The organism is Methylophilus rhizosphaerae, from assembly GCF_900100975.1.
Lineage (GTDB): Bacteria > Pseudomonadota > Gammaproteobacteria > Burkholderiales > Methylophilaceae > Methylophilus > Methylophilus rhizosphaerae.
Window position 1 is genome coordinate 91,713 of record NZ_FNFX01000004.1, and the last position, 24,878, is coordinate 116,590.

The 24,878-nt window shown below is 54.6% G+C and carries 22 protein-coding genes; 9 read left to right on the top strand and 13 right to left on the bottom strand.

The features are described from left to right. Positions 1–4: 4 nt before the first annotated feature. Both BLP53_RS09975 and BLP53_RS09980 read left to right on the top strand, forming a co-directional pair. The gene (locus BLP53_RS09975) at positions 5–820 is read left to right on the top strand and encodes a DUF4198 domain-containing protein (RefSeq protein WP_091472033.1); all 816 of its coding nucleotides are present in this window, start codon (positions 5–7) and stop codon (positions 818–820) included. 27 nt (positions 821–847) lie between these two features. Then, the gene (locus tag BLP53_RS09980) at positions 848–1,066 is read left to right on the top strand and encodes an RNA-binding S4 domain-containing protein (protein WP_091472034.1); all 219 of its coding nucleotides are present in this window, start codon (positions 848–850) and stop codon (positions 1,064–1,066) included. On the opposite strand, the gene BLP53_RS09985 is transcribed toward BLP53_RS09980, so the two are convergent. Further along, entirely contained in the window at positions 1,063–2,514 is a 1,452-nt protein-coding gene (locus tag BLP53_RS09985; protein ID WP_091472035.1) for a cobyric acid synthase, read from the bottom strand. The two genes, BLP53_RS09980 and BLP53_RS09985, sit on opposite strands and share 4 nt — an antisense overlap. 2 nt (positions 2,515–2,516) lie before the next feature. Between BLP53_RS09985 and cbiB the strand changes: the two genes are divergently transcribed. Next, positions 2,517–3,464, top strand: coding sequence for an adenosylcobinamide-phosphate synthase CbiB (gene cbiB / locus BLP53_RS09990; RefSeq protein ID WP_091472036.1), 948 nt, complete (start codon positions 2,517–2,519; stop codon positions 3,462–3,464). After that, the gene (gene cobD, locus BLP53_RS09995; protein ID WP_091472037.1) at positions 3,457–4,452 is read left to right on the top strand and encodes a threonine-phosphate decarboxylase CobD; all 996 of its coding nucleotides are present in this window, start codon (positions 3,457–3,459) and stop codon (positions 4,450–4,452) included. Before cbiB ends, cobD begins: the two co-directional genes overlap by 8 nt. Here the strand turns inward: cobD and cobC are convergent. The 4 genes from cobC to BLP53_RS10015 all read right to left on the bottom strand — a co-directional run bounded on the left by cobC (position 4,442) and on the right by BLP53_RS10015 (position 8,417). Beyond that, positions 4,442–5,011 carry an alpha-ribazole phosphatase gene (gene cobC / locus BLP53_RS10000; RefSeq protein WP_091472038.1) on the bottom strand — a complete coding sequence of 190 codons (570 nt, stop codon included), beginning with the start codon at positions 5,009–5,011 and terminating at the stop codon, positions 4,442–4,444. The genes cobD and cobC overlap by 11 nt on opposite strands. Continuing rightward, the gene (locus tag BLP53_RS10005; protein ID WP_091472352.1) at positions 5,008–5,799 is read right to left on the bottom strand and encodes an adenosylcobinamide-GDP ribazoletransferase; all 792 of its coding nucleotides are present in this window, start codon (positions 5,797–5,799) and stop codon (positions 5,008–5,010) included. Before BLP53_RS10005 ends, cobC begins: the two co-directional genes overlap by 4 nt. 2 nt (positions 5,800–5,801) lie before the next feature. Continuing rightward, positions 5,802–6,848, bottom strand: coding sequence for a nicotinate-nucleotide--dimethylbenzimidazole phosphoribosyltransferase (gene cobT, locus BLP53_RS10010; RefSeq protein WP_091472039.1), 1,047 nt, complete (start codon positions 6,846–6,848; stop codon positions 5,802–5,804). 111 nt (positions 6,849–6,959) lie between these two features. Further along, a complete protein-coding gene (locus BLP53_RS10015) occupies positions 6,960–8,417 on the bottom strand; it encodes a DegQ family serine endoprotease (protein ID WP_091472040.1) in 1,458 nt (485 codons plus the stop codon). Between the two features lie 177 nt (positions 8,418–8,594). Between BLP53_RS10015 and BLP53_RS10020 the strand changes: the two genes are divergently transcribed. The 3 genes from BLP53_RS10020 (at position 8,595) to BLP53_RS10030 (ending at position 14,799) form a co-directional block, all read left to right on the top strand. Continuing rightward, positions 8,595–9,725, top strand: coding sequence for an HPP family protein (locus tag BLP53_RS10020; RefSeq protein WP_091472041.1), 1,131 nt, complete (start codon positions 8,595–8,597; stop codon positions 9,723–9,725). A gap of 326 nt (positions 9,726–10,051) precedes the next feature. Further along, positions 10,052–12,637 (top strand): chemotaxis protein CheW, encoded by a 2,586-nt coding sequence (locus BLP53_RS10025; RefSeq protein ID WP_091472042.1) that lies wholly within the window; start codon positions 10,052–10,054, stop codon positions 12,635–12,637. After that, the gene (locus BLP53_RS10030) at positions 12,637–14,799 is read left to right on the top strand and encodes a sensor domain-containing protein (protein WP_245652788.1); all 2,163 of its coding nucleotides are present in this window, start codon (positions 12,637–12,639) and stop codon (positions 14,797–14,799) included. Before BLP53_RS10025 ends, BLP53_RS10030 begins: the two co-directional genes overlap by 1 nt. Positions 14,800–14,842: 43 nt before the next feature. Here the strand turns inward: BLP53_RS10030 and sbmA are convergent, their stop codons facing one another. Both sbmA and BLP53_RS10040 read right to left on the bottom strand, forming a co-directional pair. Continuing rightward, positions 14,843–16,069, bottom strand: coding sequence for a peptide antibiotic transporter SbmA (gene sbmA / locus BLP53_RS10035; protein WP_091472043.1), 1,227 nt, complete (start codon positions 16,067–16,069; stop codon positions 14,843–14,845). A 118-nt stretch (positions 16,070–16,187) separates the two neighbouring features. Beyond that, positions 16,188–16,505 (bottom strand): hypothetical protein, encoded by a 318-nt coding sequence (locus tag BLP53_RS10040; protein WP_091472044.1) that lies wholly within the window; start codon positions 16,503–16,505, stop codon positions 16,188–16,190. A gap of 199 nt (positions 16,506–16,704) precedes the next feature. On the opposite strand from BLP53_RS10040, the gene BLP53_RS10045 reads away from it, so the two are divergent. After that, the gene (locus tag BLP53_RS10045; protein ID WP_091472045.1) at positions 16,705–17,736 is read left to right on the top strand and encodes a S1 family peptidase; all 1,032 of its coding nucleotides are present in this window, start codon (positions 16,705–16,707) and stop codon (positions 17,734–17,736) included. 45 nt (positions 17,737–17,781) lie between these two features. Here the strand turns inward: BLP53_RS10045 and BLP53_RS10050 are convergent, their stop codons facing one another. Then, on the bottom strand, positions 17,782–19,506 hold the full coding sequence (locus BLP53_RS10050) for a SulP family inorganic anion transporter (protein ID WP_091472046.1): 1,725 nt from the start codon (positions 19,504–19,506) through the stop codon (positions 17,782–17,784). Further along, positions 19,506–20,210: an MBL fold metallo-hydrolase gene (locus BLP53_RS10055; protein WP_091472047.1), complete on the bottom strand. Its 705-nt coding sequence runs from the start codon at positions 20,208–20,210 to the stop codon at positions 19,506–19,508. The genes BLP53_RS10050 and BLP53_RS10055 overlap by 1 nt, the downstream gene beginning before the upstream one ends. A gap of 166 nt (positions 20,211–20,376) precedes the next feature. Between BLP53_RS10055 and BLP53_RS10060 the strand changes: the two genes are divergently transcribed. After that, positions 20,377–21,744 carry a sigma-54 interaction domain-containing protein gene (locus BLP53_RS10060; RefSeq protein ID WP_218119041.1) on the top strand — a complete coding sequence of 456 codons (1,368 nt, stop codon included), beginning with the start codon at positions 20,377–20,379 and terminating at the stop codon, positions 21,742–21,744. On the opposite strand, the gene BLP53_RS10065 is transcribed toward BLP53_RS10060, so the two are convergent. The 4 genes from BLP53_RS10065 to BLP53_RS10080 form a co-directional block, all read right to left on the bottom strand. Next, positions 21,741–22,160, bottom strand: a complete 420-nt coding sequence (locus BLP53_RS10065) for a DUF6691 family protein (protein ID WP_091472355.1) — start codon at positions 22,158–22,160, stop codon at positions 21,741–21,743. The genes BLP53_RS10060 and BLP53_RS10065 overlap by 4 nt on opposite strands. 10 nt (positions 22,161–22,170) lie before the next feature. Beyond that, a complete protein-coding gene (locus BLP53_RS10070; RefSeq protein ID WP_176755264.1) occupies positions 22,171–22,596 on the bottom strand; it encodes a YeeE/YedE family protein in 426 nt (141 codons plus the stop codon). A gap of 55 nt (positions 22,597–22,651) precedes the next feature. Then, entirely contained in the window at positions 22,652–22,873 is a 222-nt protein-coding gene (locus tag BLP53_RS10075) for a hypothetical protein (RefSeq protein WP_091472048.1), read from the bottom strand. 260 nt (positions 22,874–23,133) lie between these two features. Next, positions 23,134–24,717, bottom strand: coding sequence for a Na+/H+ antiporter (locus tag BLP53_RS10080; protein WP_091472049.1), 1,584 nt, complete (start codon positions 24,715–24,717; stop codon positions 23,134–23,136). Positions 24,718–24,878: the final 161 nt, after the last annotated feature.

Consider the following 24,878-nt stretch of genomic DNA (forward strand, 5'->3'; position numbering starts at 1 on the left):
TCGCATGAAAAAATTTTCCCTGGCCATCATCGCCTTAATGACTTCCCTGGTTGCCGAGGCGCATGTACCGTTTTTAAAACCCAACCAGTTCAACGTCACGCATCACCGCCTGACCATTGAGTCTGCGTTTACCGAGTTCCCTTTCCAGGCTGACTTTGCCATGGATTCGCCCAACTTTACGATTACCTCACCGCAAGGGGAAACGACTGCTATCAGACCTATCGCTAAAACAAAGGCCGCCGTATACCTGGAACCAGAACTGAAAGAAGAAGGCACTTACCGTATCAGCACCGGCCAACGGGTAGGCCCGGTCTATAAAGCTGTAGAGACGGCTGATAAAAAGCTGTATTTCGCCGCCGACATGCAGCGTGTGACGGGTAAGCCAACCACCATGAATTACTACAGCTATGCCGATACCTATATTTTCAAAGGCCAGCAAAAGTATGTAGCCAAACCGTTTAATAAAGGCCTGGAAATTATTCCACTGGCTTCGCCGAATGGACTGTTACTGGGCGGCGAGTTAAGCTTTCAAGTCTTAGAAAATGGCAAGCCGGTACCCAATGCGCGCATTATCGTAGTATCAGACAATGAGCACTTTATCAAACGCCGGGTGGAAGATTTATATGATTTGGATAACGTCAGAACATCGAATATTCATGCCGACCAGCAAGGCGAGTTTACCTTCCATCCGCAAAAAGCCGGGCTGAATTTCCTGTTTGTAACCGTGCATCACCAGTTGAATGCGCAGCTATGGGAAAGCCAGAATGCCTCGTTGACGCTGGAAGTGAATTTACCGCCAGACACGCAGGGCAAGCCTTGATTGCCCGCCATCCCCAAGGAATACTTTATGACCACATCAACATTTGAACTCAAAGGCGAATATATCGCGCTGTGCGACCTGCTTAAACTGGAAGGCGTGGCCGGCAGCGGCGGCCAGGGGAAGTCTATGGTGGCTGAAGGGTTGATTAAGGTAGACGGCGTCATTGAGCGCAGAAAAACCGCCAAAATCCGTGCCGGCCAAGTGGTGCAGGCGTTTGAACAGACAATTAAAGTAGTGGCTGCTTAACGAGGCAAAAAGCCTGCTGGCAGATAAGGGGCCAGCGCCTTCCAATTCAGGTGCTGGCGCAAACCGCCTGCCAATTGTTCCAGGCTCTGTTCACGTAGCTGCGTATAGTCATAAGCCGGTTGTTTAGACACCCCCGCCCATTGCAACCAGGCGGCGCAGGCTTGCGGATGGTCAAACAGGCCATGGATATAACTGCCGGCGACCTGGCCATCTTCTGACAATGCGCCTTCTGCTTGCCCGCTCACCCAATGTACAGGGCGCGCTAATGCAGCGCCTGTACTGACACCCATATGAATTTCGTAGCCTTGCAACTGCGCATCGGCAAAAGCCAGCTTACCGGATACCTGCTTAAGCTGCTTGTGCGCCTCCAGTATGGTTTCCATCTCCAGCCAGCCAAGGCCGGCGCTGCTACCAGCTTCACCCTCCAGCGCCAGCGGGTCATGTACTTGCTGACCCAGCATCTGGAAGCCGCCACAAATCCCCAGTACTTTGCCGCCATAACGTAAATGACGCGCAATTGCTGCCTCCCAGCCATGTGCACGCAGCGCAGCCAGGTCGCCACGGACATTTTTGCTGCCGGGCAATATGATTAAATCGGCAGCAGGTACAGGCGCACCCAACCGCACAAACTGGAGGTTGACTTGTGGGTGCAAGCGCAAGGCATCGAAGTCAGTATGGTTGGCGATATGCGGCAACACAGGCACAACCACCGTCAGTTGCACGTCTGTCTTCTGTGGGTTTGTGTTGGCAACCGCGTCCTCGGCTTCCAGGTGCATATCATGCATATAAGGCACCACGCCTATCACGGGCTTGCCAGTACGTTGCTCCAGCCAATCCAGTCCCGGTTGCAGCAAGGCAATATCGCCACGGAACTTGTTAATCACAAAACCAACCACCCTCGCCTGTTCACTTTCACTCAGTAAGGCCAAGGTACCAACCAGGTGCGCAAACACACCGCCCTTATCAATATCCGCCACCAGGATCACCGGGCAATCCACGGCTTCGGCAAAACCCATATTGGCAATATCATTGGCACGCAGGTTGATCTCGGCCGGGCTGCCTGCCCCTTCAACCACGATGCACGCATATTGCTGTTGCAGCCGTTGGTAAGACCGCAACACCGCCTGCATGGCGGTCTTTTTATAGTCGTGGTAAGTACTCGCTTCCTGGTTACCCACCACCTGGCCGTGAATAATTACCTGGCAACCGGTATCCGAGTTAGGCTTGAGCAAGACCGGGTTCATATCGGTATGGGGCAGTAATCCGCACGCCATCGCCTGTACCGCCTGCGCACGGCCAATCTCGCCACCATCTTCAGTTACCGCAGCATTAAGCGCCATGTTTTGCGGCTTGAACGGGACGACCGCGACCCCGCTGCGGTACAATACGCGGCACAATCCGGCCACCAGCGTACTTTTACCGGCATCCGACGTGGTGCCCTGAACCATCAATGTTTTTACTGCCTGCTTTCCCATCTGCCGATTATCTCATACTCGCCCTGCTTGCCTGCGGGGCAGTCGTGCTTGATCGCTGCCTGGGCGAACCGCAGCGCTGGCATCCGTTGGTGGGGTTTGGCCGCCTGGCCAGTTTGTTAAGCCACCAGTTAAATCCGCCTGCGCGCCAGCCCAAAACTGCGCAACGCCTGACCGGTTTACTCGCATGGGCGCTGGCAGTACTGCCATTCACTTACCTCGCATGGGAGCTGACCCAAACCCGTTTTGGCTGGCTGGTACATGGCTACCTGCTGTATTTTGCGCTGGGTCACCAAAGCCTGCGCCAGCATGCCCTGGCCGTCTATTCGGCATTGCAGAATAACGATTTTCCACAAGCACAACGCGCGGCTTCGTATATGGTGAGTCGTGACAGGGAAGCGATTGAACCGGTTTCATCCACCCTGGAATCCGTGCTCGAAAATGGCAATGACGGTGTATTCGCTGCCCTGTTCTGGTTTCTGGTCGCAGGCGGTCCAGGGGCACTGTTATACCGTTTGGCCAATACGCTGGATGCGATGTGGGGCTATAAGACCAGCCAGTATTATTACTTTGGCTGGGCCGCTGCACGGCTGGATGATGTGCTGAACTATATGCCGGCCCGCCTGACCGCATTGACTTATGCCTTGCTTGGCAACACAAGCAAGGGCTTATATGCCTGGCGCATGCAAGCGAAACAATGGGACAGCCCGAATGCCGGGCCGGTGATGTCAGCCGGAGCGGGCGCACTGAATGTCGCACTGGGTGGCCGTGCGCGCTATCACGGAGTCTGGCATGAGCGGCCGGCCCTGGGCACCACCGTACCACCCACAATGCACGATATTCCGCGCGCCTTGAAACTGGTCAGTGCGGGCTTGTATAGCTGGCTCATCATCGCCGTGCTGGCTGGAGTCATAGCCTATGCTTGAACATGGCGGCAACCTGCAACAGGCCGCCCTGCGCTACGGGCGGCCACTGGCAGACTGGCTGGACATCTCCACCGGCATCAATCCGCAACATTACCCGCTTCCGCCATTGGCAGCATCATTGTTTCAACGCTTGCCGCCTACTGGCGACGATGGTTTGCATGCAGCCGCCAGCGCTTATTATGGGGCGGCATCGCTGTTGGCTTGCGCCGGTTCGCAAGCGGCCTTGCAGGCTTTGCCCGCATTACGCCCTACCTGCCGCGTCGCCATGCCGCGCACCATGTACCAGGAGCATGCGCATGCCTGGCAAAAGGCAGGTCATACCGTTCAGTTTTTTGACCAGCAACCTGACGCGCAGCTATTGAACCATACCGATGTACTGCTGGTGTGTAATCCCAATAATCCTACTGGCTATTTATATCCTGCTGAGCTGTTACTGGACTGGCACGCCCAACTGGCCTCGCGTGGCGGCTGGCTGGTGGTCGATGAAGCGTTTATGGATAGCACTCCGCAGCACAGCCTGGCCAGCCATACCGGGCAACCCGGTTTATGGGTACTGCGCTCGCTGGGCAAGTTTTTTGGCTTGGCCGGCCTGAGAGTTGGCTTTTTACTTGGTGAGCCAGACATGCTGGCAAAAGTCGAATCCCAACTTGGCCCGTGGACGCTGACCGGACCCAGCCGCTATATTGCCCGGCTGGCCCTGCAAGACCGTGCGTGGCAGCAACAGGTGCGTGAATACTTACCAGTTCAATCTGCGCAACTGTCACAGTTGCTTGCCCGGCATGGTTTAACGCCTGCTGGTGGCACCGGTTTATTCCAGTACGTGCACCATCCCTCTGCCAGGCAGTTACAGGAAGCACTGGCAAAGCAAGGTGTGTGGACGCGCCAGTTCCAGAATCCGCACGCCTTGCGCTTTGGGTTGCCACCAGCCGCAGACTGGCCACGACTGGCGCAAGCGCTGGCAAAAGCAGTGGCGGAGATTAACGGTTAACAAACTCGATTCTGGGTACTGCACCGGAAAAGTCCATACGGGTCAGGCTGGCATAGTCGATATGGAAGCGGAACAGGCCTTTGAGCTGCATATTCAGCGCATGCGCGATCAGGGCGCGGATCATGCCGCCATGCGTCACCACCAGCAAGTGCTGGTTGGCATGTAGTTGCAGGCACTCCTCGATAAACGCGATGCCGCGCTGCTGTAGTGTGGCAAAAGTTTCGCCGTTTGGCGGTGCCATATCGGCATAGCTTTGAGCCCAGACATCAAACAGTTCACGCGGAATATCATTCCATGCCTGCATTTCCCAATCACCGAAATGCAGCTCTTTCAGGCGGTCATCGTGGACAATCTCTGCGTCAAGACCAAGCGCGTGCGCCAGTTTGCTGCACCGTTGCAGCGGGCTGGCATACACGGCATCAATTTTCTCGCCCGCCAGCTTTTGCGTGACCTGTGCCAACTCACTGTGGAAACTGGCAGAGACATCAATATCACTCTGACCATAACAAACGCCTTCAGGTACCTGCAAACTGGTGTGGCGGATCAGGGTCAGCTTCATGCCAGCTGGCTCCATGCCAATAATCCGAGGTAAAAAGCCAGTTCTGTTAACTGTTGTGTGGCACCCAGGGTATCACCAGTATAGCCTTGCAGGTTGCGCAACAGCAGGCGACGCCACCATTCCCAGGCCAGGAAGACAGGCAAAGCGGTGAGCAGCAAAAAGCGCAATGCACCCGCCCCGCCATGATTCAACCATAACAAACTGGCAAAACCGATCCAGCTCCATAGCCCGAATACGCTGGCAAACCAGAGATCATTTTGCGTCAATGCCGTCGCCAGTGGCTTGGATTTACCTGCGGGCCTGGCATATTGAGTGGTCGCCATGATATACACTGCAGCCAGCCGGCTCAGGGCATGCCCGGCAATCAGGCTGAACGGCAGCATGGCGGCAGGCAGGGCAGACAGCGTATGGAACTTGAATAGCAGCATGCCGACCAGCGCCACGGCACCATAGCTGCCCAGGCGCGAATCCTGCATGATTTCAAGTTTGCGCTTGCGGTCCAGGCCCCCGCCCAGGCCGTCTGCACTATCGGCCAACCCGTCTTCATGAAAAGCACCCGTCAGGTAAATGGTCACCGCCATACTGCATAGCACTGCGATTGAAGCGGGGAACAGTAACGCGGCCAGCCACCAGGTAACCGCCGCCAGCAGTCCGACCAATACGCCGACCAGCGGAAAATACCTGGCGGAGTGATTGAGATCAGATTCCTGGAAATCCGGGAATGAGGGGACTGGCAAGCGGGTAAAAAACCCCAGCGCCAGCAAAAAGTAACGCCATTGCAGCTTCAGGTTCATTGCAGTTGCCCGCTGACGCCGGCGCTTTCAAAACTGGCCATTTCATTCAGGAAAGCCACGGCAGATTGCAACAAGGGATAAGCCAGCACGGCACCGGTGCCTTCACCCAGGCGCAGGGATAAATGCAACAAAGGCTGGGCGTTCAGATGCGCCAGCATGACCCCATGCCCGCTTTCATCGGAACAGTGGGCAAACACACAATAATCCACCACCGCCGGATACAGTTTTGCCGCGACCAGCAAGGCAGAGGTGGCAATAAAACCGTCAATCAGCAATGTCGTGCGCGCCTCTGCTGCTGCCAGCAAAGCGCCTACCATCATCGCCACCTCAAAGCCGCCGAACACGGCCAGCACCTGCAAAGGGTCCTTGTGGTTGACATGATGCGTTTGCAAGGCAGTCGTCAGCACGGACAGTTTATGCTGCAAGCCTTTATCATTGAGGCCGGTGCCGCGTCCCACACACTGATGCAGGGGCAAGCCGCACAACACACTCATCAGGCAGCTGGCGCTGGAGGTGTTGCCTATCCCCATTTCGCCCAGCGCCAGGACATTACAGCCCTGCGTAATCGTATCCCGCGCAATTTCTGCGCCGCGCATAATGGCCTGTTCGCACTCGGCCTGTGTCATGGCCGGATGGTGCAGGAAACTCATGGTGCCCATGCCCAGCTTGGCATCAATCAACATGGGATGCGGCTGGAATACCGCATTTACGCCACTATCGACAATATGCAACTGGAAATCATGCTGGCGCGCAAACACGTTAATGGCCGCGCCGCCATTGAGGAAATTGAGCACCATCTGCGCCGTCACCGCTTGCGGGTAAGGGCTGACCCCTTCTGCCGCAATGCCATGATCGCCGGCAAATACCAGCATCGTTTGCTGTTGCAACGCAGGATGTTCCGTCTGCTGTATCAGGCCCAGCTGGACAGCAAGCACTTCCAGCCTGCCCAAGGCACCCAGTGGCTTGGTTTTCTGGTTGATCTTCTGCAATAGTGCCGCCTGCAGGGAAGGATTTTTAACCGGTTCAATGTGAAATGTCTGCATGTTGCCATTCTACCCGAGTCAATCAACCAGCATGTTAACCTACAGGATAGCGACCTTCATAAAAAAACCCCGCACTGGCGGGGTTAACTCAGGGAAAATATTGGCGCGTCATCAATTGGCTTTGATCGGGACATACATTTTGCTTTCCCCACGCATTACCAGTAATGCCACATTTTTACTATTACGCTGCAACTTGTCGTGCAATTGCGCCGCACTGGCCACCGGGTAACCATTCACGGCCAGGATCACATCGCCGGGCTGGATACCGGCACTGGCAGCCGGCCCTTTGCCGACTTCTTCCACCAGCAGACCCTGTTTGACCTGGGCTTGCGCCAGTTCCTGTGAGGTCAGTGGACGCACACCGATGCCCAGGCTGTTTTGTTTACTGGCCGGGAGCGCCGCCGATCCGGCAGAAGGCACCGGCATTTCCGCCACGCGCATATTCAAGGTTTTCATCTGTTTCTTGCGCCAGATCTCGACTTTCACCGTGCTGCCGGGTGGAATGGCGGCCACCATGGGTGGCAAATCACTGGAAAGGTTGATGGGCTGATTGTTAAACTTCACGATCACATCCCCAGGTTCCAGGCCAGCCTTATCCGCCGGGCCATTTTGCTCCACACTGCTGACCAATGCGCCGTTGGGTGTCGGCAAACCAAATGAGGCCGCCAGGTCCTGGTTGATTGATTGCACGCCAATGCCCAGGCGGCCACGGCTGACTTTCCCTTTTTCGACCAGCTGTTTTTCAATGTTCATGGCCACATCAATCGGGATCGCGAATGACAGCCCCTGGTAACCGCCGCTACGACTGTAAATCTGCGAGTTGATACCAATCACCTCACCATTCAGGTTGAACAGCGGGCCACCGGAGTTACCCGGGTTGATGGCCACATCGGTCTGCAAAAACGGCACATAGCCTTCATCTGGCAAAGCACGGGATTTGGCCGAAATAATACCGGCAGTCACGGTGTTGTCAAAACCGAACGGCGAACCAATCGCGACCACCCAATCCCCTACCTTGCTGTTCTGGGTGCTGCCGATTTTCACTGTCGGCAGATCCTTGCCATCAATCTTCAGCACGGCCACATCGGTCAGCTTGTCCACCCCGATCACTTTGGCCTTGAATTCACGTTTGTCCGTTAGCCGCACCACGACTTCGTCGGCATTGTCGACCACATGCGCATTTGTGAGCACGATGCCGTCTGACTTGACGATAAACCCTGACCCCAGCCCGTTCATGGGCGTTTCTGTCTGCGGCAGGTTGGGCTGGAAGCGGCGGAAAAACTCGAACATGGGATCACTGGGATCCATGCCGGGAATGCCGGTGGTTTTGACGGTCCCGCTCACGCTGATATTGACCACGGCGGCGCCCTGGCTTTCGGCTATGCTGGCGAAATTAGGCAAGGTGATATAGGCGCTGGGGGCTGCCATCGTTTGTGCAGCGACGGGGGCGGCGGCCCGGACATGACTCACCATATTTGCCTGTACCCAGTAGCCGGCGCCAAACAGCGTCGCCACTGCCAGTGGCACACTCACCCAATGTTTCATCCTGGATTGAACAAACGACTGCATATTTTTTCCTTTTTTACTCATCAAATAATTTACATTTCTATGAGTAAAAATCCCTGTTGAAGTTGCACGGCTCTTGTATCCGTATGTATCCGCCGGCGGCCCACTGTTTTCCCCTCCCGATCTGCATATCGACACGTCCGTGATAAACTGCCCGCTTTTCTTTTTTTGCACTGTTTCATGTCGTTTCTGAAAGCTTACTGGCCACGCCCGGCGACCGGCTCCATGCGTGACCATGCCCGTGCTGCGATCGGCGCGGGATTGGGGATTTTATCTACCGGGCTGATTGCCCATGCTGTCCTGCCGGGTGACTGGCAAACGGCGGTGTTCCTGATTGCCCCCATCGGTGCCTCAGCCGTCATCCTGTTTTGCCTGCCTTCCAGCCCGCTGGCACAACCCTGGTCCATGCTGGGCGGCAACCTGATTGCGGCAACCTCGGGCGTGTTTTTTACGCAATTACTGCCGCATCACCTGGCCTATGCTGCCGCATTCGCGATACTCGCGGCAATCAGCCTGATGTTTGCCCTGCGCTGCCTGCACCCGCCCAGTGGCGCCGTCGCACTGACCGCCGTGCTGGGTGGTGATGCCGTCCACAGTATGGGCTATACCTTTGTCGGCTGGCCGGTACTGGCAAACAGCCTGTTATTGATCCTGTCCGCCTGGCTTTACCACACGCTCACTGGCTATCGCTACCCGGCACCCCATACCGACAGCAAGCCAACTTCGCCCGCGCACATGCATTACCAGTTCGGGTTTAAGGAAGAAGACCTGCAGGCGGCGCTGGGGGAGTTTCATGAAGTGCTGGATATCAGCCCGGAAAACTTGCAAATGCTGCTGCAACAGACAGAACTGATTGCCTATCATCGCAAGCTGGAAGAAATTGAATGCAGGCATATCATGCGCCCGGTGGAGGCCACGCTGCACTTTGGCGATAGCCTGGAACATGCCTGGGAAACCTTATCCCGTCAACCTGAACCGGCGATTCCGGTGGTCAATAAATCCAACCTCGTGATCGGGTTATTAAGTGTCGCGGACTTTATGCGTCATGCCAAACCGGAGAAATTCCACCAGGTGGCACCGGCGATCAAACGGCTGATCCGCTGGTCACCGACCACCACCAGCAACAAACCGGAAGTCGTGGGCCAGATCATGACTACGCCTGTCATTACCATCCTGGAAGATATGCACCTGATCCACACCATTCCGCTGATTACGACCCACCACCTGCAACTGGTGCCGGTGATCGACCATCACAACAAGCTGGTGGGGATTTTGACACAAACGGACGTCATTCGCGCCTTGTATCGCTAAAGTTGCTGCCTCATTCGGAGTGCCCCCTATTTATTCCGGATATTTAATGCCTATCCGTTGCATCATATTTTCCTGGAATTAGCCGTTTAACATGCATCAATAGTGGGAATAATCGCCCTGTAAAAGTGCATTTTCACCGGCAATGCATGCCTCTGGCATTTAATTCCTGGCAAATTCACCTTATTCAGCAACAGAAAATCCCTTTCCCAGCCTGCGAATCAAAAGAAAGCAGGCATATTCCTACCCTTATTCACTGATTGCAGTCAGGCCGCTGGAACCGTTCTTGCTGTAATGGGCTAAAAATCCAATGTTTTTGAAAGTAATTCATGCATAAACAGCCCCTGACAGATGACCTTACCAGCCATTTCAAACAAGTGAATGATTTCCACTCCAGCATATCTCAACTACAGCATGCCTGGGATAGCCTTGCCCTGTTGGCACAACTTTCCGGTACGGGTTCCGAGATGGAACATACCCGTAGTGCGTTCAATACGATTTCCAATGATGTGCTAAAGCATTTGTCGCAGGAGACTTTGCGCAAAACCGCGGCACAGCTTTCATCCAAAGCATTTGAAATCATCAACCTGCTGGTGCGCAACCTGTTTGAACGTACAGCGGATATCGGCTTTTTTGCAACCGATGACGATGTTCGCGATTACCTGTCGCAGTATATGCAAGACACCCTGTCAGACGAGCAACAAGATGCGATGCATTTCCGCTTTGAGGAATACCAGAAAAAATATACGGTATACGAGAATATCGTGCTGTTTGATAGCCAGGGACAACTGATCCACCAACTGGATGCCAGTCAAAATACACTGGATCATTTTGACCCTATTGTTGCGCTGGCACAGCAATCAACAGCCCCTTACATAGAGCGTTTTTACCAAAGTGAGGTCAATGGCCACACGTACAAGTCACTGATCTATGCGCATGAAGTGCGCAGCCGGGATGGCCGGAAACCATTGGGTGTACTGTGTCTTTGCTTCAAGTTTGTGAATGAGCTGGATACGATTTTCCACAACCTGATTTCTGAGAGTGACTGGTCTGTAGGTGTGTTACTGGATGAACAGCGCAATGTCATTGCCTCCAGTGACATTTACCAAATTCCGCTTGGGGCAACGATATGCGCCGAGCCCGACCAGGACTGGTTTATCAGTCGTTTTTCCGGTCGCGAATATCTGTGTGTCACCAAGCGTTCGGAAGGTTATCAGGGCTACCTCGGCCCCGGCTGGCTAGGCCAGGCCATGATTCCGCTAGAGCATGCCTTCCATCACACCATGCGCGACATGGTGGCACACATTGATAGTGAAATACTGCACAAGGTCATGCGCAGTCCGCTGATCTTCTCGGATAGCCTGCTCAGCATTCCCAAGCAGGCGGCCAGCATCCAGAGCAAACTGAACCAGTCCGTGTGGAACGGTAATATCTGGCAAAGCAATTATGTAGATACCCAGCAAAAAAACTTTTCCAAAACCTTGCTGTGCGAGATCAGTAATACCGGCCACAAAACGCAACAGATCATTGAACAAATGGTGTCTGAACTTTACCAGACCGTCGTTTCCGTGATGCTGGAGAATTCGAGTTTTTGTGCACAAATGGCCGTCGACATCATGGATCGCAATCTTTACGAGCGCGCTAATGATGTCCGCTGGTGGGCACTCACGCATGACTTCAGGGAGCGATTAGGGCAAAACCAGGTTTCCGACGATGACAAGCTCAAAATGACTGAGGTTTTGGAATACATCAATAACTTGTACACGGTGTACGACAACCTGATTGTGTTTGATCGCCAGGGAGAGGTCATGGCGGTATCCAACCATCGCTACAATCATTTGCTGGGTATGCACCTGCAGGATGAATGGGCAGGTCGCACGCGCAGTTGCCTGTCTACGCAGGACTATGTGGTTTCCGCGTTTGAGAAAACGCCTTTATATAATGACGAATGCACGTATATCTACGCCGCGCCGATCCGCCATCTGGATAACAACAGTATCGTCGGTGGCATTGCCATCGTGTTCGACAGTAAACCGCAATTCCAGGCCATGCTCAAGGACGTGGTGCCACGTGATGGTGATGATGCACCGGTAACCGGTAGTTTTACGGTGTTTGTTAATGAGCAGCTGAGCGTGATTTCCAGCACCCATCAAGCCATTACCATTGGTGAGGATTTCGAACTGATGCCTGCGATAAGTAAACTGAAAGAGGGCGAGCAGCTGTTTGATATCGCCATCTACCAGAATACTTATTATGCCGTCGGCGCACATGCATCCTATGGCTACCGTGAATACAAAGGCCCACAGGATAGTTATCGCAACAAAGTGGTTGCATTGATTTTTACCCCGCTTGGGAAAGTGGATGAGATCAATCACCGTATCCGCGCTGAGTCACAGTTGATTCACAACAAGTTCAATCCCAACCTGTTCCTGCAATATGGCCAGGACACCCAGGAATACGCAACTTTTTATGTGGCAGATACCTGGATGGGCATTGAAACCCGTTATGTGCGTGAAGCGGTGGATGAAGACCAGTTGCTGACCCTGCCAGAAGCCGCACCATTTATTGCCGGTATGCATGCCTATCGCAATGAAGTGATTCCTGTCATTGACCTGGCCCGCATGCTGGGACACGAGCACTACTTTACTGATTACCGGCAGATTGTGGTGATTGAGGATAAAAACACTTCACTCAAGTTCGGTTTATTTGTTTCAGCACTTGGTGAGATTCCCTATCTATCCCCCAACCAGATACAACCAATGAACGCACTATTCAAGGGTGTCAGTCATAACCCGGGCGTGGCCGTCGCCAATATTGCCCAGAGCAGCATGTTGACCCTGGTCACCGCACAAAGCTTATGGAACAAGGCATTGACTGTGCGAACGGCCGGGCAGGAAGAACAGGTGATGGTCTGATGAACAGCCACACCATCCTTGGGATCATGCAAACCGACATCATGGAATCCTTACTCACCGCACAACAGCAGCGGCTCATGGACACCTTGCTGGATAACCTGGACGGCATGATTTACCGCTGCCTGTATGATGACAGCTGGACCATGATTTATGTCAGCAAGGGCTGCGAAATGCTGACCGGCTACCCGCCATTCTCACTGCTGCTGAATAAAGAAACCTCTTACGAACGTATCACCCACCCGGATGACCGTGAAATGGCCAGGGGCATCATTGCCGAAGCCGTCAGCAAACACGAGCGGTTTGAACTGGAATACCGGATTATCCGCGCTGATGGTGAAGTGCTATGGGTCGCAGAACGCGGCAGCGGCGTATTTGATGATGGCGGCCAGCCAGTGGCGCTGGAAGGCATTATCCAGGACATCAGCCGCCGCAAACAGATTGAACAGGCACTGTTCAGCACCGAGCAGAAATATCGCTCCATGTTCGATAACTCCACCCTGGGCATGTTCCAGACCACCGAGTCCGGCACCTACCTGAATGCCAACCCGGCGCTGGCAAAATTATACGGTTATGCCTCTGCCGCGGAACTGATCAGCGACCTCAACAATATCAGCACCCAGCTATATGTGTCGGAAAACCGCCGCAGTGAATTTACCGAAGCGATCCGTAGCTATGGCCGGGTGCAGAATTTTGAATCAGAAGTTTATCAACACGATGGCAAAGCAATCTGGATTTCTGAAAATGCACACGCGGTTTACGACACCCTTGGCAATATCCTGTACTACGAAGGTACGGTAGAAGACATTACTGAGCGCAAGAATCACGAGCGGCAGATCCGCCAGCTGGCGGTGACAGATAACCTTACCGGCCTGCTTAATCGCCATGCATTCAGCGGCAAACTGGCCAGCCTGATTGCCGAAGCCGATAAAATGCAGCGCAAGATTGCCATTGCCTTTATCGACCTTGATCATTTCAAACTGATTAACGACACTCTTGGCCATAGAGCCGGTGACAAGTTGCTGGAAAAAGTCGCGCAGCGACTGATCCAGAGTACACGGCCTACCGATGAAATTGTGCGGTTTGGTGGCGACGAGTTTGTCATGCTTTACCCGGGCTTGCGCTCGGTAGATGACGCTGAACCGTTGCTGGCGCGCGTGATGGAAACGATTTCCCAGCCGATCGAAATCAATGACTATGTATTCAACATGACCTGCAGTGTGGGCGTCAGCATTTACCCTGACCATGCACAAGATATCGACACATTATTGAGCTGCGCAGACTCTGCGCTTTATAGTGCCAAAAATGCCGGTAAAAACAAGGCACAAATGTTCAGTGGTACGTTGGCGCAGCAACTGGGTGAACGCAATGAAATTGAATACGGCCTGGGCCACGCCTTGCAACGCGAAGAGCTGATGCTGTATTACCAGCCGAAAATCAACATGCAGCACGGCAATATCAGTGCGCTGGAAGCCCTGATACGCTGGCAGCACCCGGAACGTGGGTTAATCCCGCCAGACCAGTTTATTCCGGTTGCCGAAGAAACCGGGCATATCTTTGCCATCGGTGAATGGGTGCTGCAAACCGCCTGCCAGAAAATCAAGTCCATGCAAAAAGAATGGGGCTACCTGGTACCTGTCGCAGTCAATGTTTCCCCTATCCAGTTTTTACGCGGCAACCTAGTCGAAACAGTGCAAAGAGTGCTGCGCCAGCAACGTGTGCCGCCGCACCTGCTGACCCTGGAAGTGACAGAGAATGCGCGCTTCAAAGACGAGGCCATGTTTACCCGCACGCTGGAACAATTGAAACATCTGGGGGTGTGCATTGCCATTGACGACTTTGGCATCGGCTATTCCAATATGGCCTACCTTAAGAACTACCCGATTGACGAATTGAAAATTGATAAAGCCTTTGTGCAGGACCTGGAACAAAGTGTCACCAATGGCAACATTTTGCTGGCGTTGGTTAATCTGGGAAAAAGCCTGCACAAATCCGTAACGGCTGAAGGCATAGAAACGGAATACCAGCACCAATTCCTGCTCCACAGTGGATGCGATGTCGGACAAGGGTATTACTATAGCCGACCATTGTCGGAGCAAGCACTGGCCGAATTTATGCGCAAACAAAAGCCAAAATTTGATCATCTTCAGCGAGTGGCCGGATAATCCTGGCCACCTGCTTTATACATCGATTTGATTGAAAGTTGTATTACAAGGGATGGTGCTCAATCTCCGGCAGCGCTTCATGTTTAATCGCTGCTTCAAATGCGGTCAGACGTTTATACACCGATAACAATTCCACAATGGTGGTCCACGAATTCACCAGGTACTGGAACGAACTGCTGACCTGTGAGAAAGCGGTCAGGATCTGCTGCAGAATACCAAAAGTAATCTTGCCCGCCGCAATGGTAGGCACCAGGATCAGGTAGGCAAAAATATTGTCTGCCTGCAGGTATAAACTGCGTGCCACATTGAAATACATATAGTGGAAGTACAGGCGGAAGTAGTTTTTACGCACATCCATAAACAGGGATTTCAGCGTTTCTGGCTGGGCACGCCCCATATTATCTTCACCATATACCAGCTCCTTGCGGTAAGCAGCTTCCACCCGCTGGTTCCTGAACTCCAGGCCTGGCAGCTTGATCCCGACGGCAGCCAGTAACAAGGTCCCGAACACAGACCAGGCAATGGCTGAGGTAAACAACGGGGCGGGCACGACGCCAAATACCGGCAGTTCGCTGACATAAGAAGAAAGGCTCCATAGCACCGGCAGGAAGGCAAACAGCGTCATGATCGCGTCTACCATGGAGACGCCCAGGCCCTCCATAATGGTGGCAAAACGCATGGTGTCTTCCTGCACCCGTTGTGACGCCCCTTCAATCCTGCGCACTTGTGGCCACTGGCTGGTATAGAAATCATTCATGGCGGTACGCCAGCGGAAGATATAGTGGCTGACAAAAAAGCGCGTGACCACATAAATAAAAATCGCCACGAAGGCAATTTCGGCAAACTGTACCATCAGCGCATACAACTCGGCGGTAGACACTTTGGAATTGGGCGACAGGGCAGCCTGCACCGCATCAAAAAAGGGCCGGCGCCAGTTATTGATCGCCACCGACACCTGTACGGAATAATAGGTGGAAAACAGGATAAAGGCCGAGCCGACGATAGACCACCATTGCCAGCGGCTGGGTTTGACCGTAAACCAGAATCCGGCAAATAAAGCCACACTCAGCGCATAATAGCCATAAAACAACTTGAACGGATTGGTGATGAAATGACCGAGACCGATGACCGGCGCCTGTTCAGCCATGCTTAAGCCGAAGGCAGCCCCCATGGCAGGCGAGAACGCATACCAGACACCGCAACAAATGGAGGTCCAGATGATGACCGAAGGCCAGAACCAGCGGGAATCCGGGAAAAAAGACTTGAACATAGCGCTTTCTTTAGACGTTTTTTGCCAGTGTATTGACTCTTAATCCGGTCTGCAAGAAAAAAGCCTCCAGTGGAGGCTTGTGGGTTGCTTGCTTCAAACTTGGCGGGTGATGAAAAAGTCAGCCTTTATAACCGCGGAAACAACACTCCACCGGTCCGGAAGCATTGCCATTGATTAATTGCAGCGGGGAGGATTTTGTATTGTGACGTACCTTGTACAGGCGCTTTTTAGGCACGACCGAAGCTTTTGCGGCTTCAGGCTGCGGAACAGCAGCGGCTACCATACGCTCCTCCTTGTTACCCGCTTTGTCATCCACAGTGCTTTGCGGCTTTTGGGGCATATCAGCGGGCGCATGCTGCTCAAACAGCATCATGATTACCGCCAGCACATTGGCAAGTACCAGCTTGGGTACCGTATAGGAACTTGCATTTTGCATGTTGATTACTCGACTCGATTAATTTGTTTTGTCTATGGTAAAAGCTGCCTCCTACAGGCATAAGAGGGAATCTTCCTATTTGCTTGTCAGACATCCCTTATATACCGGCGCCTGGAAGAAGGTTGCAACCGTTTGCCAAAGCGCATGGTCATACATGGACGATTCGCAAGCAGTGCTTAACCGAAGATCGGAGAGTGGCATGAAATCAATCGTAATGATGCTCTGCCTGGTGGGTGCTACCCCTATGGCATACGCCCAGCCGGACATGGTCGATACCCTGGAATTAAGCCACTCGGTGGTCATGGTCACCACTGACCTGCCCGACGGTTCCACGGGCCGCGGTTCCGGCGTAGTGGTCAGTCCGGAGTATGTGGCGACCAATTGCCACGTGCTTGCCAACAGCAACGGCGTGAATGTCGCCAAGTTCCGGGACGGCTACCATCCCATCGGACTGAAAGCCAACTGGAAACGCGATGTCTGCCTGCTTAAATTCGAGGCACTGCCCTTCAGGCCGATTCCTATGCGCGACAGCAGTACGCTCCAGTATGAAGAGGAAGTGTTCAGCCTGAGTTTCCCGGCCGCTGCCCCCGTGCCACAACCCTCCTACGGCACCATCAAAGGCACTTACGCCTATGATGGCGGCCGGATTGTGCGCTCGGATGCGTCCTTCTCCATGGGTTCCAGTGGCGGGGCTCTGTTTGACCAGCACTTCAACTTAATCGGCCTCACCACGTTCAAAAGCCCCGGACACCATGCGTTTTACTACAGCTTGCCGGTGGAATGGATCAGGGAGTTGATGGACACGGACGATGTGCTGTCACTAAAAACAGCAGAGCTTCCCTTCTGGGCGCAACCGCCAGGGGAACGGCCTTATTTCATGCAAGTTGTGATCCCTTACCAGAACCAGGACTGGGCCACCTTGAAAAATATTGCCAGCCGCTGGGCAGCGCAGGAACCGGGCTCGGCAGATGCCTGGTATTTCCTGGGGCTGGCGCAAGAAGGCCTGCTTGAGTTCGCACAGGCTGAGCAGGATTTGAAACAGGCTTATGCCCTCAACCCGCGTGACCTGGATGCAATGCTGGCTTTATCACGGATTGCATTTACGCAGAATGATGTCGAGACGCTGCAATCCCTGCAGGCCGGCGTCGCTACGCTGGACAAGACCCAAGGTGACCGGATCAGCCAGCAAATCACCCGGCTGAAAACCACGCACCATTCTTCAAGCGACTAACGGCAGGCCTGTTGCCCCATGGCATGGGCAGCCACGGGTTTGCGTTTACCCTGAGGAAGCGGGTACACAGGACAAGGCTTCATAGGCTTTGTATTGTGTCAGGTAAATATGGCCATGCAGTTGCTGCGGGAAATGTGAGCGTTGTAACAGGTCCATGACCGGGCCTTTGACTTCGGACAAATGAAAGCCTATGCCCAGCCTGGACAAATGACGGTTAATCAGTTGCAATATTTCCAGCGCACTCCCATCCAGGTCATTCACGGCAGAACACATTAATACCAGATGCTTGAGCGTCGGCTGGTCAGCCACCACTTCAAGCACTTTCTGCTCCAGATAACGGGCATTGGCAAAATACAGGCTTTCATCCACCCGCAGGGTCACCACCTCGGGACACACTGCCACCGCATGCCGCTCAATATTGCGGAAATGCTCGGTACCGGGCACTTGTCCCACCACCGCGATATGTGGCCGGCTACTGCGGTACAAATGCATGGCGATAGACAATATCACCCCGGCACTGATGCCACTTTCCACATTCACCAGCAAGGTCAGCAAAAAAGTGGCCAGCAACGCACAGAAGTCACTGCGATTGCGTTGCCATGTATGGCTAAACACGTGCCACTCAAACACACCGAGTACGGAAACCACGATGCTGGCCGCCAGGATACACATGGGTAAATCGCGCAACCAGGGGGTCAGGAACAAGCTGGCCAGTAACATACCCAATGCAGTGAACAAGCCGGCGGCAGGCGTCTGTGCGCCGGCATCCGTATTCACTACCGAGCGTGACACGCCACCCGTTACCGGTTGCCCGCCACTGATACTGGCCGCCAGGTTGGCAGCTCCGAGTGCCATCAGTTCCTGGTCAGGGTGAATACGCTCACGCCGTTTTATAGCCAGGCTCTGGGCGATTGAAATCGACTCCACGTAACCGACGATGGAGATAAGGATGGCTGGCATCAGTAAAGACTGCCAGATTGACGCATGCCAGGAAGGGAGTGCCAACGCAGGCAATCCAGGCTGGATGCGGCCAATCGTCGCCACACCCGCCGTCCATGAAGAAGCGCCCTGCACGGCCAGGATGCCGGCGATGACCAGCAATACAGGGGCCATCCGGCAGATAACTTGTGCCCAGTACAGGCTGATCCCTGCCGCTTGTAAAAGCGGCTGGCCATAACGCCTGGTGGCGAGCAGGAACAGCAAGGCCAGCCCCGAAAACAGGGTAGTCGCCGGATGCGCCTGACCGAGTTGTACCAAGATAGCCTGCCATAGCGTCAGTATACTGTCCCCACGGGCATGGAGGCCAAGCAGCACAGGCACCTGGCTACTGGCGATCAGCAGGCTGGCGGCACCCATAAAGCCGGCAATGACAGGGTGCGACAGGAAATTGGCCAGGAAACCCAGGCGCAATATCCCGGCCAGTCCCAGTACCATGCCAGACAGGGAGGCTAATATGACCGCTGCCTGCAGGCCCAAGGCAGGGCTCTGCGCCGAATACGGTGCAATGGCGCTCGCGGTCATCAGCGCTGCAACGGCAACCGGCCCGACAGCCAGCGTAGAACTGGTCCCCAGCAATGCATACGCCACCAAGGGCAGCATACTGGCATACAAACCAACCTGCGGAGGTAATCCGGACAGCATGGCATACGCCAGCGCCTGCGGCACGAGCATGCATGTCACTACCACCGCTGCCATCAGGTCGTGCATGGCCTGGTGACGCTGGTAATGGCACCCCCAGCGCAATATCGGGAAATAGCGCGCCAGCTGCATCAGGCGGACTGCTTGACTGCAAGATTACCGCAGGCCTGGTTGGCCGGTAAGGCCACATCGATATGCTTGGGGTAAGCCAGCTTGAGATTTGCCATGATCTCGATAAACTCGGCCCGCGACTTTCCGCCGCCAAGGCGTTTGTTTCCGCGTTTTTCCTGACCGACTGTAGACACGGTATGCCCATTGTAATCATGGCCAGGATAAACCAGGGTGTCATCCGGCAGGCTGAAAATCCTGTGATGGATACTGTCATACAACTGCCCGGCATTGCCCTGCTGGAAATCGGTACGGCCACAGCCATCAATCAGCAAAGCATCACCGGTAAAAATGCGGTTACCGGTAAAATAACTCACACAGCCATTGGTGTGGCCAGGCGTATAGCGTACCTCTATATCCACAGCACCCACTTGCAGATGAATACCATCAGTGACCAGCAGATCCCCGCACAAGGCGCCCGCATCACGGTGCACCACACTTTTGCTGCCAAGCCGTTTGCGCAAGGTATCCGCCGCCGTGACATGATCGGCATGCACATGGGTTTCCAGCGTATAAACCAGCGTCAATCCCCGCTGCTGCAGCGCAGCAATGTATTTCTCCACATCACACTCGACCGGATCAATCAGCACCGCCTGCCTGCTTTTTTCACAGGCCAGCAGGTAGGTGAATGTGCTGGTGTCCGGCTCAAAAAATTGCTCAAAAATCATGTTTGCGCTCCTCGAAATCAATGAAGTTTTAGCAAAAGCGATGCCAGCGCTTCAAATCTTCATGCAGGCCGATATAAATCAACGGGTTAACCCCTCATCTCGATTGCAAACATCATCACTTAGTGTTTCAATGAAACACTTCAATCAAACATGAAACGTTTCATATATGAAAATGAAACAATCTCCAGCCGCCTTTTTTGCCAATCAGCCTCAATTGAGCCGCGCCCAGGGAGAATCCCTGGCACGCATGATTTCACTCATCATGCCCGATGCCGCCGTCTTTACCGTCGACCCGCAGAAAAAAATCAGCTACTGGAGCCCTGGTGCCGAGAAACTGCTAGGCTACCCGTCGCAGGCATTACAAGGAGAGAGCTGCCTGACCGCCAACCGTTGCATTCAATGCATGCGTGGTTGCGGACTCACCGAGGCGGGCAAGGTAGAGGCGTTCCCCCTGCAGTTGCAGCGCAGTGATGGCCAGTTGCAAGGCGTGATCAAATATGCCATGGCCTTCCAGGCGGCGGATGGCAGTTTTGAAGGAGGACTGGAAATCCTGTTACCACAGCGGCCTGCCGCAGAAACCTCCCCGGCAGCCGATGACATGGCAGAAAAATATGGGCTGATCAGCCACGCCCCCGACATGTACAAAGTCTTCGACATGGTGCGCCGTGTCGCCGGCACCGATATCCCGGTGCTTATTCGCGGCGATTCAGGCACAGGTAAAGAACTGGTTGCGCGGGCGATTCACGGCGAAAGTGCGCGCAACCATGCGCCCTTTGTTGCAATTAACTGCGCCACCCTCAATGCCGGCATCCTCGAAAGTGAGCTGTTCGGCCACGTCAAAGGGGCATTTACCGGCGCGGTGCGCGACCATCAGGGCTTATTTGGGCGGGCAGAAGGCGGCACCCTGTTCCTGGATGAAATCGCAGAACTCCCTTATGAGTTGCAAGCCAAATTATTGCGCGTCCTGGAAACCGGCGAATACCTGCCGGTCGGTGCTGACCGGCCATTGCAGGCCAATGTCCGTATTGTGGCGGCCACCCACAAGGCGTTACGTGAAGAGGTCAAGGCCGGGCGTTTCCGGCAAGACCTGCTGTACCGCCTGCGCGTGATCCCGATTTTTATCCCCAGCTTGCAAGCACGTAAACAGGACATTCCGCTGATTGTCCGCCACTTGCTAAAACAACAGTTCAGCAGCGAGACCATGCCAGAAATCAGCCCTGCCGCCATGCAAAAGCTGCTGGATTATGACTGGCCTGGCAATGTCCGTGAATTGCGCAATGTGATGCATTACGCCCTGGTGATGTGTGATGGCAAACAGGTACAAGTCAGTGACTTGCCACCGGAGCTGCTGTCCACGACCACGACGGCAATAGAAATAGCGCCTGGCAAGCCTGGCCGCAAGACGTTGTCAGAAGCGGATATTGTGCAGGCAATGGCGGCCAGCCAGGGCAACCTGGCACAAGCCGCCAGGCGGCTTGGCGTTGGCCGCACCACGCTGTGGCGCTACCGTAAACTCTGGCAAGAAAAAGGCTAAATCCAGCCGCGGCGGACCGCCAGCGTATGCAATCCCATGCCCGCCAGCATACTGGCGACAAATATCCCCACAGCGCTTCCACCCGTCAATACCGAGGCGACTGCCGGGCCAGGACAGAAACCGGCCAGCCCCCAGCCGGCACCAAAAATCACGGCCCCCGCCACCAGTTTACGGTCAATCAACGTGGTGGCCGGCAGTTGCACAGGTAAGCCCAGCAGGCTGCTGGATTGCCGGGCCGCCGCACGGAAAGCAAAAAAACCGATGGCAATCGCCCCCATCATGACAAAGGCCAGCGAAGGATCCCAATCGCCGGTGATATCCAGGAACGCCAGCACTTTGGCCGGATTGGTCATGCCGCCGACAATCAGCCCCAGGCCAAAAATGACACCTGCCAGTAACGCGATTAAATTCGCCATGTTGCTGCCCCTATCCTGCGACCAGACCATGGCGTACCAGCCAGACGACCAGCATCGCTGTCGCCATAAAGGCCAGGGTTGCGACCAACGAGCGCCGCGACAGCCGGGATAACCCACACACACCATGGCCACTGGTACACCCACTGCCCAGGCGGCTGCCAAAACCCACCAGCATACCGGCAATGATGAGCCACGACGTAGTGGCGGCGAGCTGTACGGCAGGCAAAGGCGCAAACAGGCGATACAACAGCGGGGATAGCAGCAGGCCAGCCGCAAATGCAAACCGCCAGCCACGATCACCGCGCCTGGCCGACCAGAGCTGGCCGACAATACCGCTGATACCGGCAACTTTGCCCAGCCAGCGTATCATCAACCATGTAGAAAAACCAATCAGCAATCCACCGGTCAGTGATTGCAAAGGGGTAAACGTGGTCATGCGTACTCAACAAGCATTAAAAGTGAAAGTTTAGCAATCCAGGGCCAGGCCAGTATCAATCCACCTCATCAGCGGTATCCTCATGCGGGATGGGCGAGTGGCGGTTGCATTCAAAACCTGCTTTTTCCAACGCCACGCGATAATCACACGTAGGCAAATGCCCTTCCAGGCGGCCATTGATTGTAGTCGTTTCCAGTTTGCAAAATGCGCAACGGTAGCGATGCGCCTGCCCTTCAATATGCTCTTGCGGATAATCAATATAGAAAAGTCTTCTCATAATCGCTCCTAACCTGGCCTACGGTAAATCTATGCTACGCCGGTGAACGTGTACAGGCAAGATGGGCACTTCGGATTGTTTTGCGCCGGAAGCAGAAATGGAACCGGGGCTACACATGGGTAACGAGAACAACCCGCATGGGCCGCACGCATTTTAATCAGCTGGGAATTGGTGATATTAATCAAGCAATTAACGCATTCACCCACAGACCATCAGGAACGTTATCCACAAAAAATGTGGACATCTTGGCATGTGGGTCACTAAGCGCGGTTATGCAGGGCTGCAATTTCCTGGAAATCCAGGTCACGCTCCATGATGCGCAGCAGGTCGTCATGAATCTGGCCGGACCGGTGCAGCCTGAGCAATTCCTGCCGCCCGGCAGCCACCGCCGCCAGCACCACGTTAAAATGGGCTTGGCGCGAATTCGCAGGCAAACTGCCGGCGTCTTTCATAGTGTCAGACAAATTGGCGCGGTAGCCATACTGTTCCAGCAGGCGCGGATGGATGACATTACCGCGCTCATCATGCGCCAGCCGGTTGACCACTGCATATTGCGCCGCTTCCAGCCTGGCCCAGGTCTGCGCCTCATTCAGGTAAGCATGCTCGTGCGCCGTCGGTTTTAATTTCATCACGCGGATAATCCAGCCTATGGTAGTGCCCTGGAATAACACAGTCACCAGGATCACGGCGAACGCGCACAACAGCATGAGGTCACGCCCCGGCACCTGGGCCGGCACGGCCAGTGCTGCCGCCAGCGTCACCACGCCACGCATGCCGGCCCAGCTTTTCACAAAGGACTCCCGCCAACTGGTTGGCTGCCGACGTATATGCGTTTTGCTTTTAGAAGCCTGCGCGATCGCATCCACCGCAAACACCCAGGCAAAGCGGGAGGCGATCACCACGGCCAGGACCAGCAATACTTCGATGCTGTAATCGGCCAGCGACTTGTCGGCGTGGGCAATCCGTTCCCATACCCCGCGCAGCGACAAGCCGATCAGGATAAATACCAGCGACTCAAACATGAAGATCATGATGTCCCAGAACGCACTGCCACGCCTGCGCGCCGTGGCAGTCATGATTTCATGCTGGTACCAGCCCAGCATCATGCCGTAAGTCACCGTCGCAATCACACCCGAGACACCCAGGTGCTCGCCAACTACATAACAAATCCATCCCGGCAAGGCCGATGCCAGGATCATGAGTGAAGTATCGTGCAGGTAGCGCAAGGTTTTAAACACCAGGTAGCCGAATGCCGCACCCAGCAATATCCCACCCAGGCTGAGGAAGACAAAGTCACCCAGGGCGGATTGCAGCGAGAACGCGCCCGTCAGTATCACCGCAATCGAAAACTTGTATAACACCAGGCCGGTCGCATCATTGAGCAGGCTTTCGCCTTCAAGCAACACCATCAGCTTGCGCGGCAAGGCAACGCGCTGCAATACCGCCTTGGCCGCAATGGCGTCCGGGGGCGACACAATCGCCCCCAGTGCAAAACAGGCCGCCCAGGGCAAGGCCGGGCTTAAGGTATGCAAGGCCACACCCACCACCAGCGTGGTAAACAGGACCGCACCTATCGCCAGCAGCAGGATGCCGGTCAGGTGGCGCCTGAACTCATGCCACACGGTGAAATAGGCCCCGTGCATCAGCAAAGGAGGCAGAAACACCACCAGCACCAGTGCAGGGTCAATTTCAAAGGCCGGTAATCCCGGCATAAACGCAATCACCGCACCGCCCATCAGCTGCGCTACCGCTGGCGGCAAACGGAGCTTTTTCGCCGCCAGTTCCAGGGCGATAATCGCGACCAGGAAGAAGAGAATCAGGTTGAAATAGAATTCGTTTGTCATAAAAACCTACCAGGCTGAACAGACAGCTTACCGGACATAGTATATGCCAGCTCCGCCGCCTGTCACATAAAGACAGGCAGCAGGCGGATCCGGCCTGACACGCATTGCCTGCCGCCTGGTAAAAATGCCCTGTCAAAGAACCATTCCATCCCCTACAATAT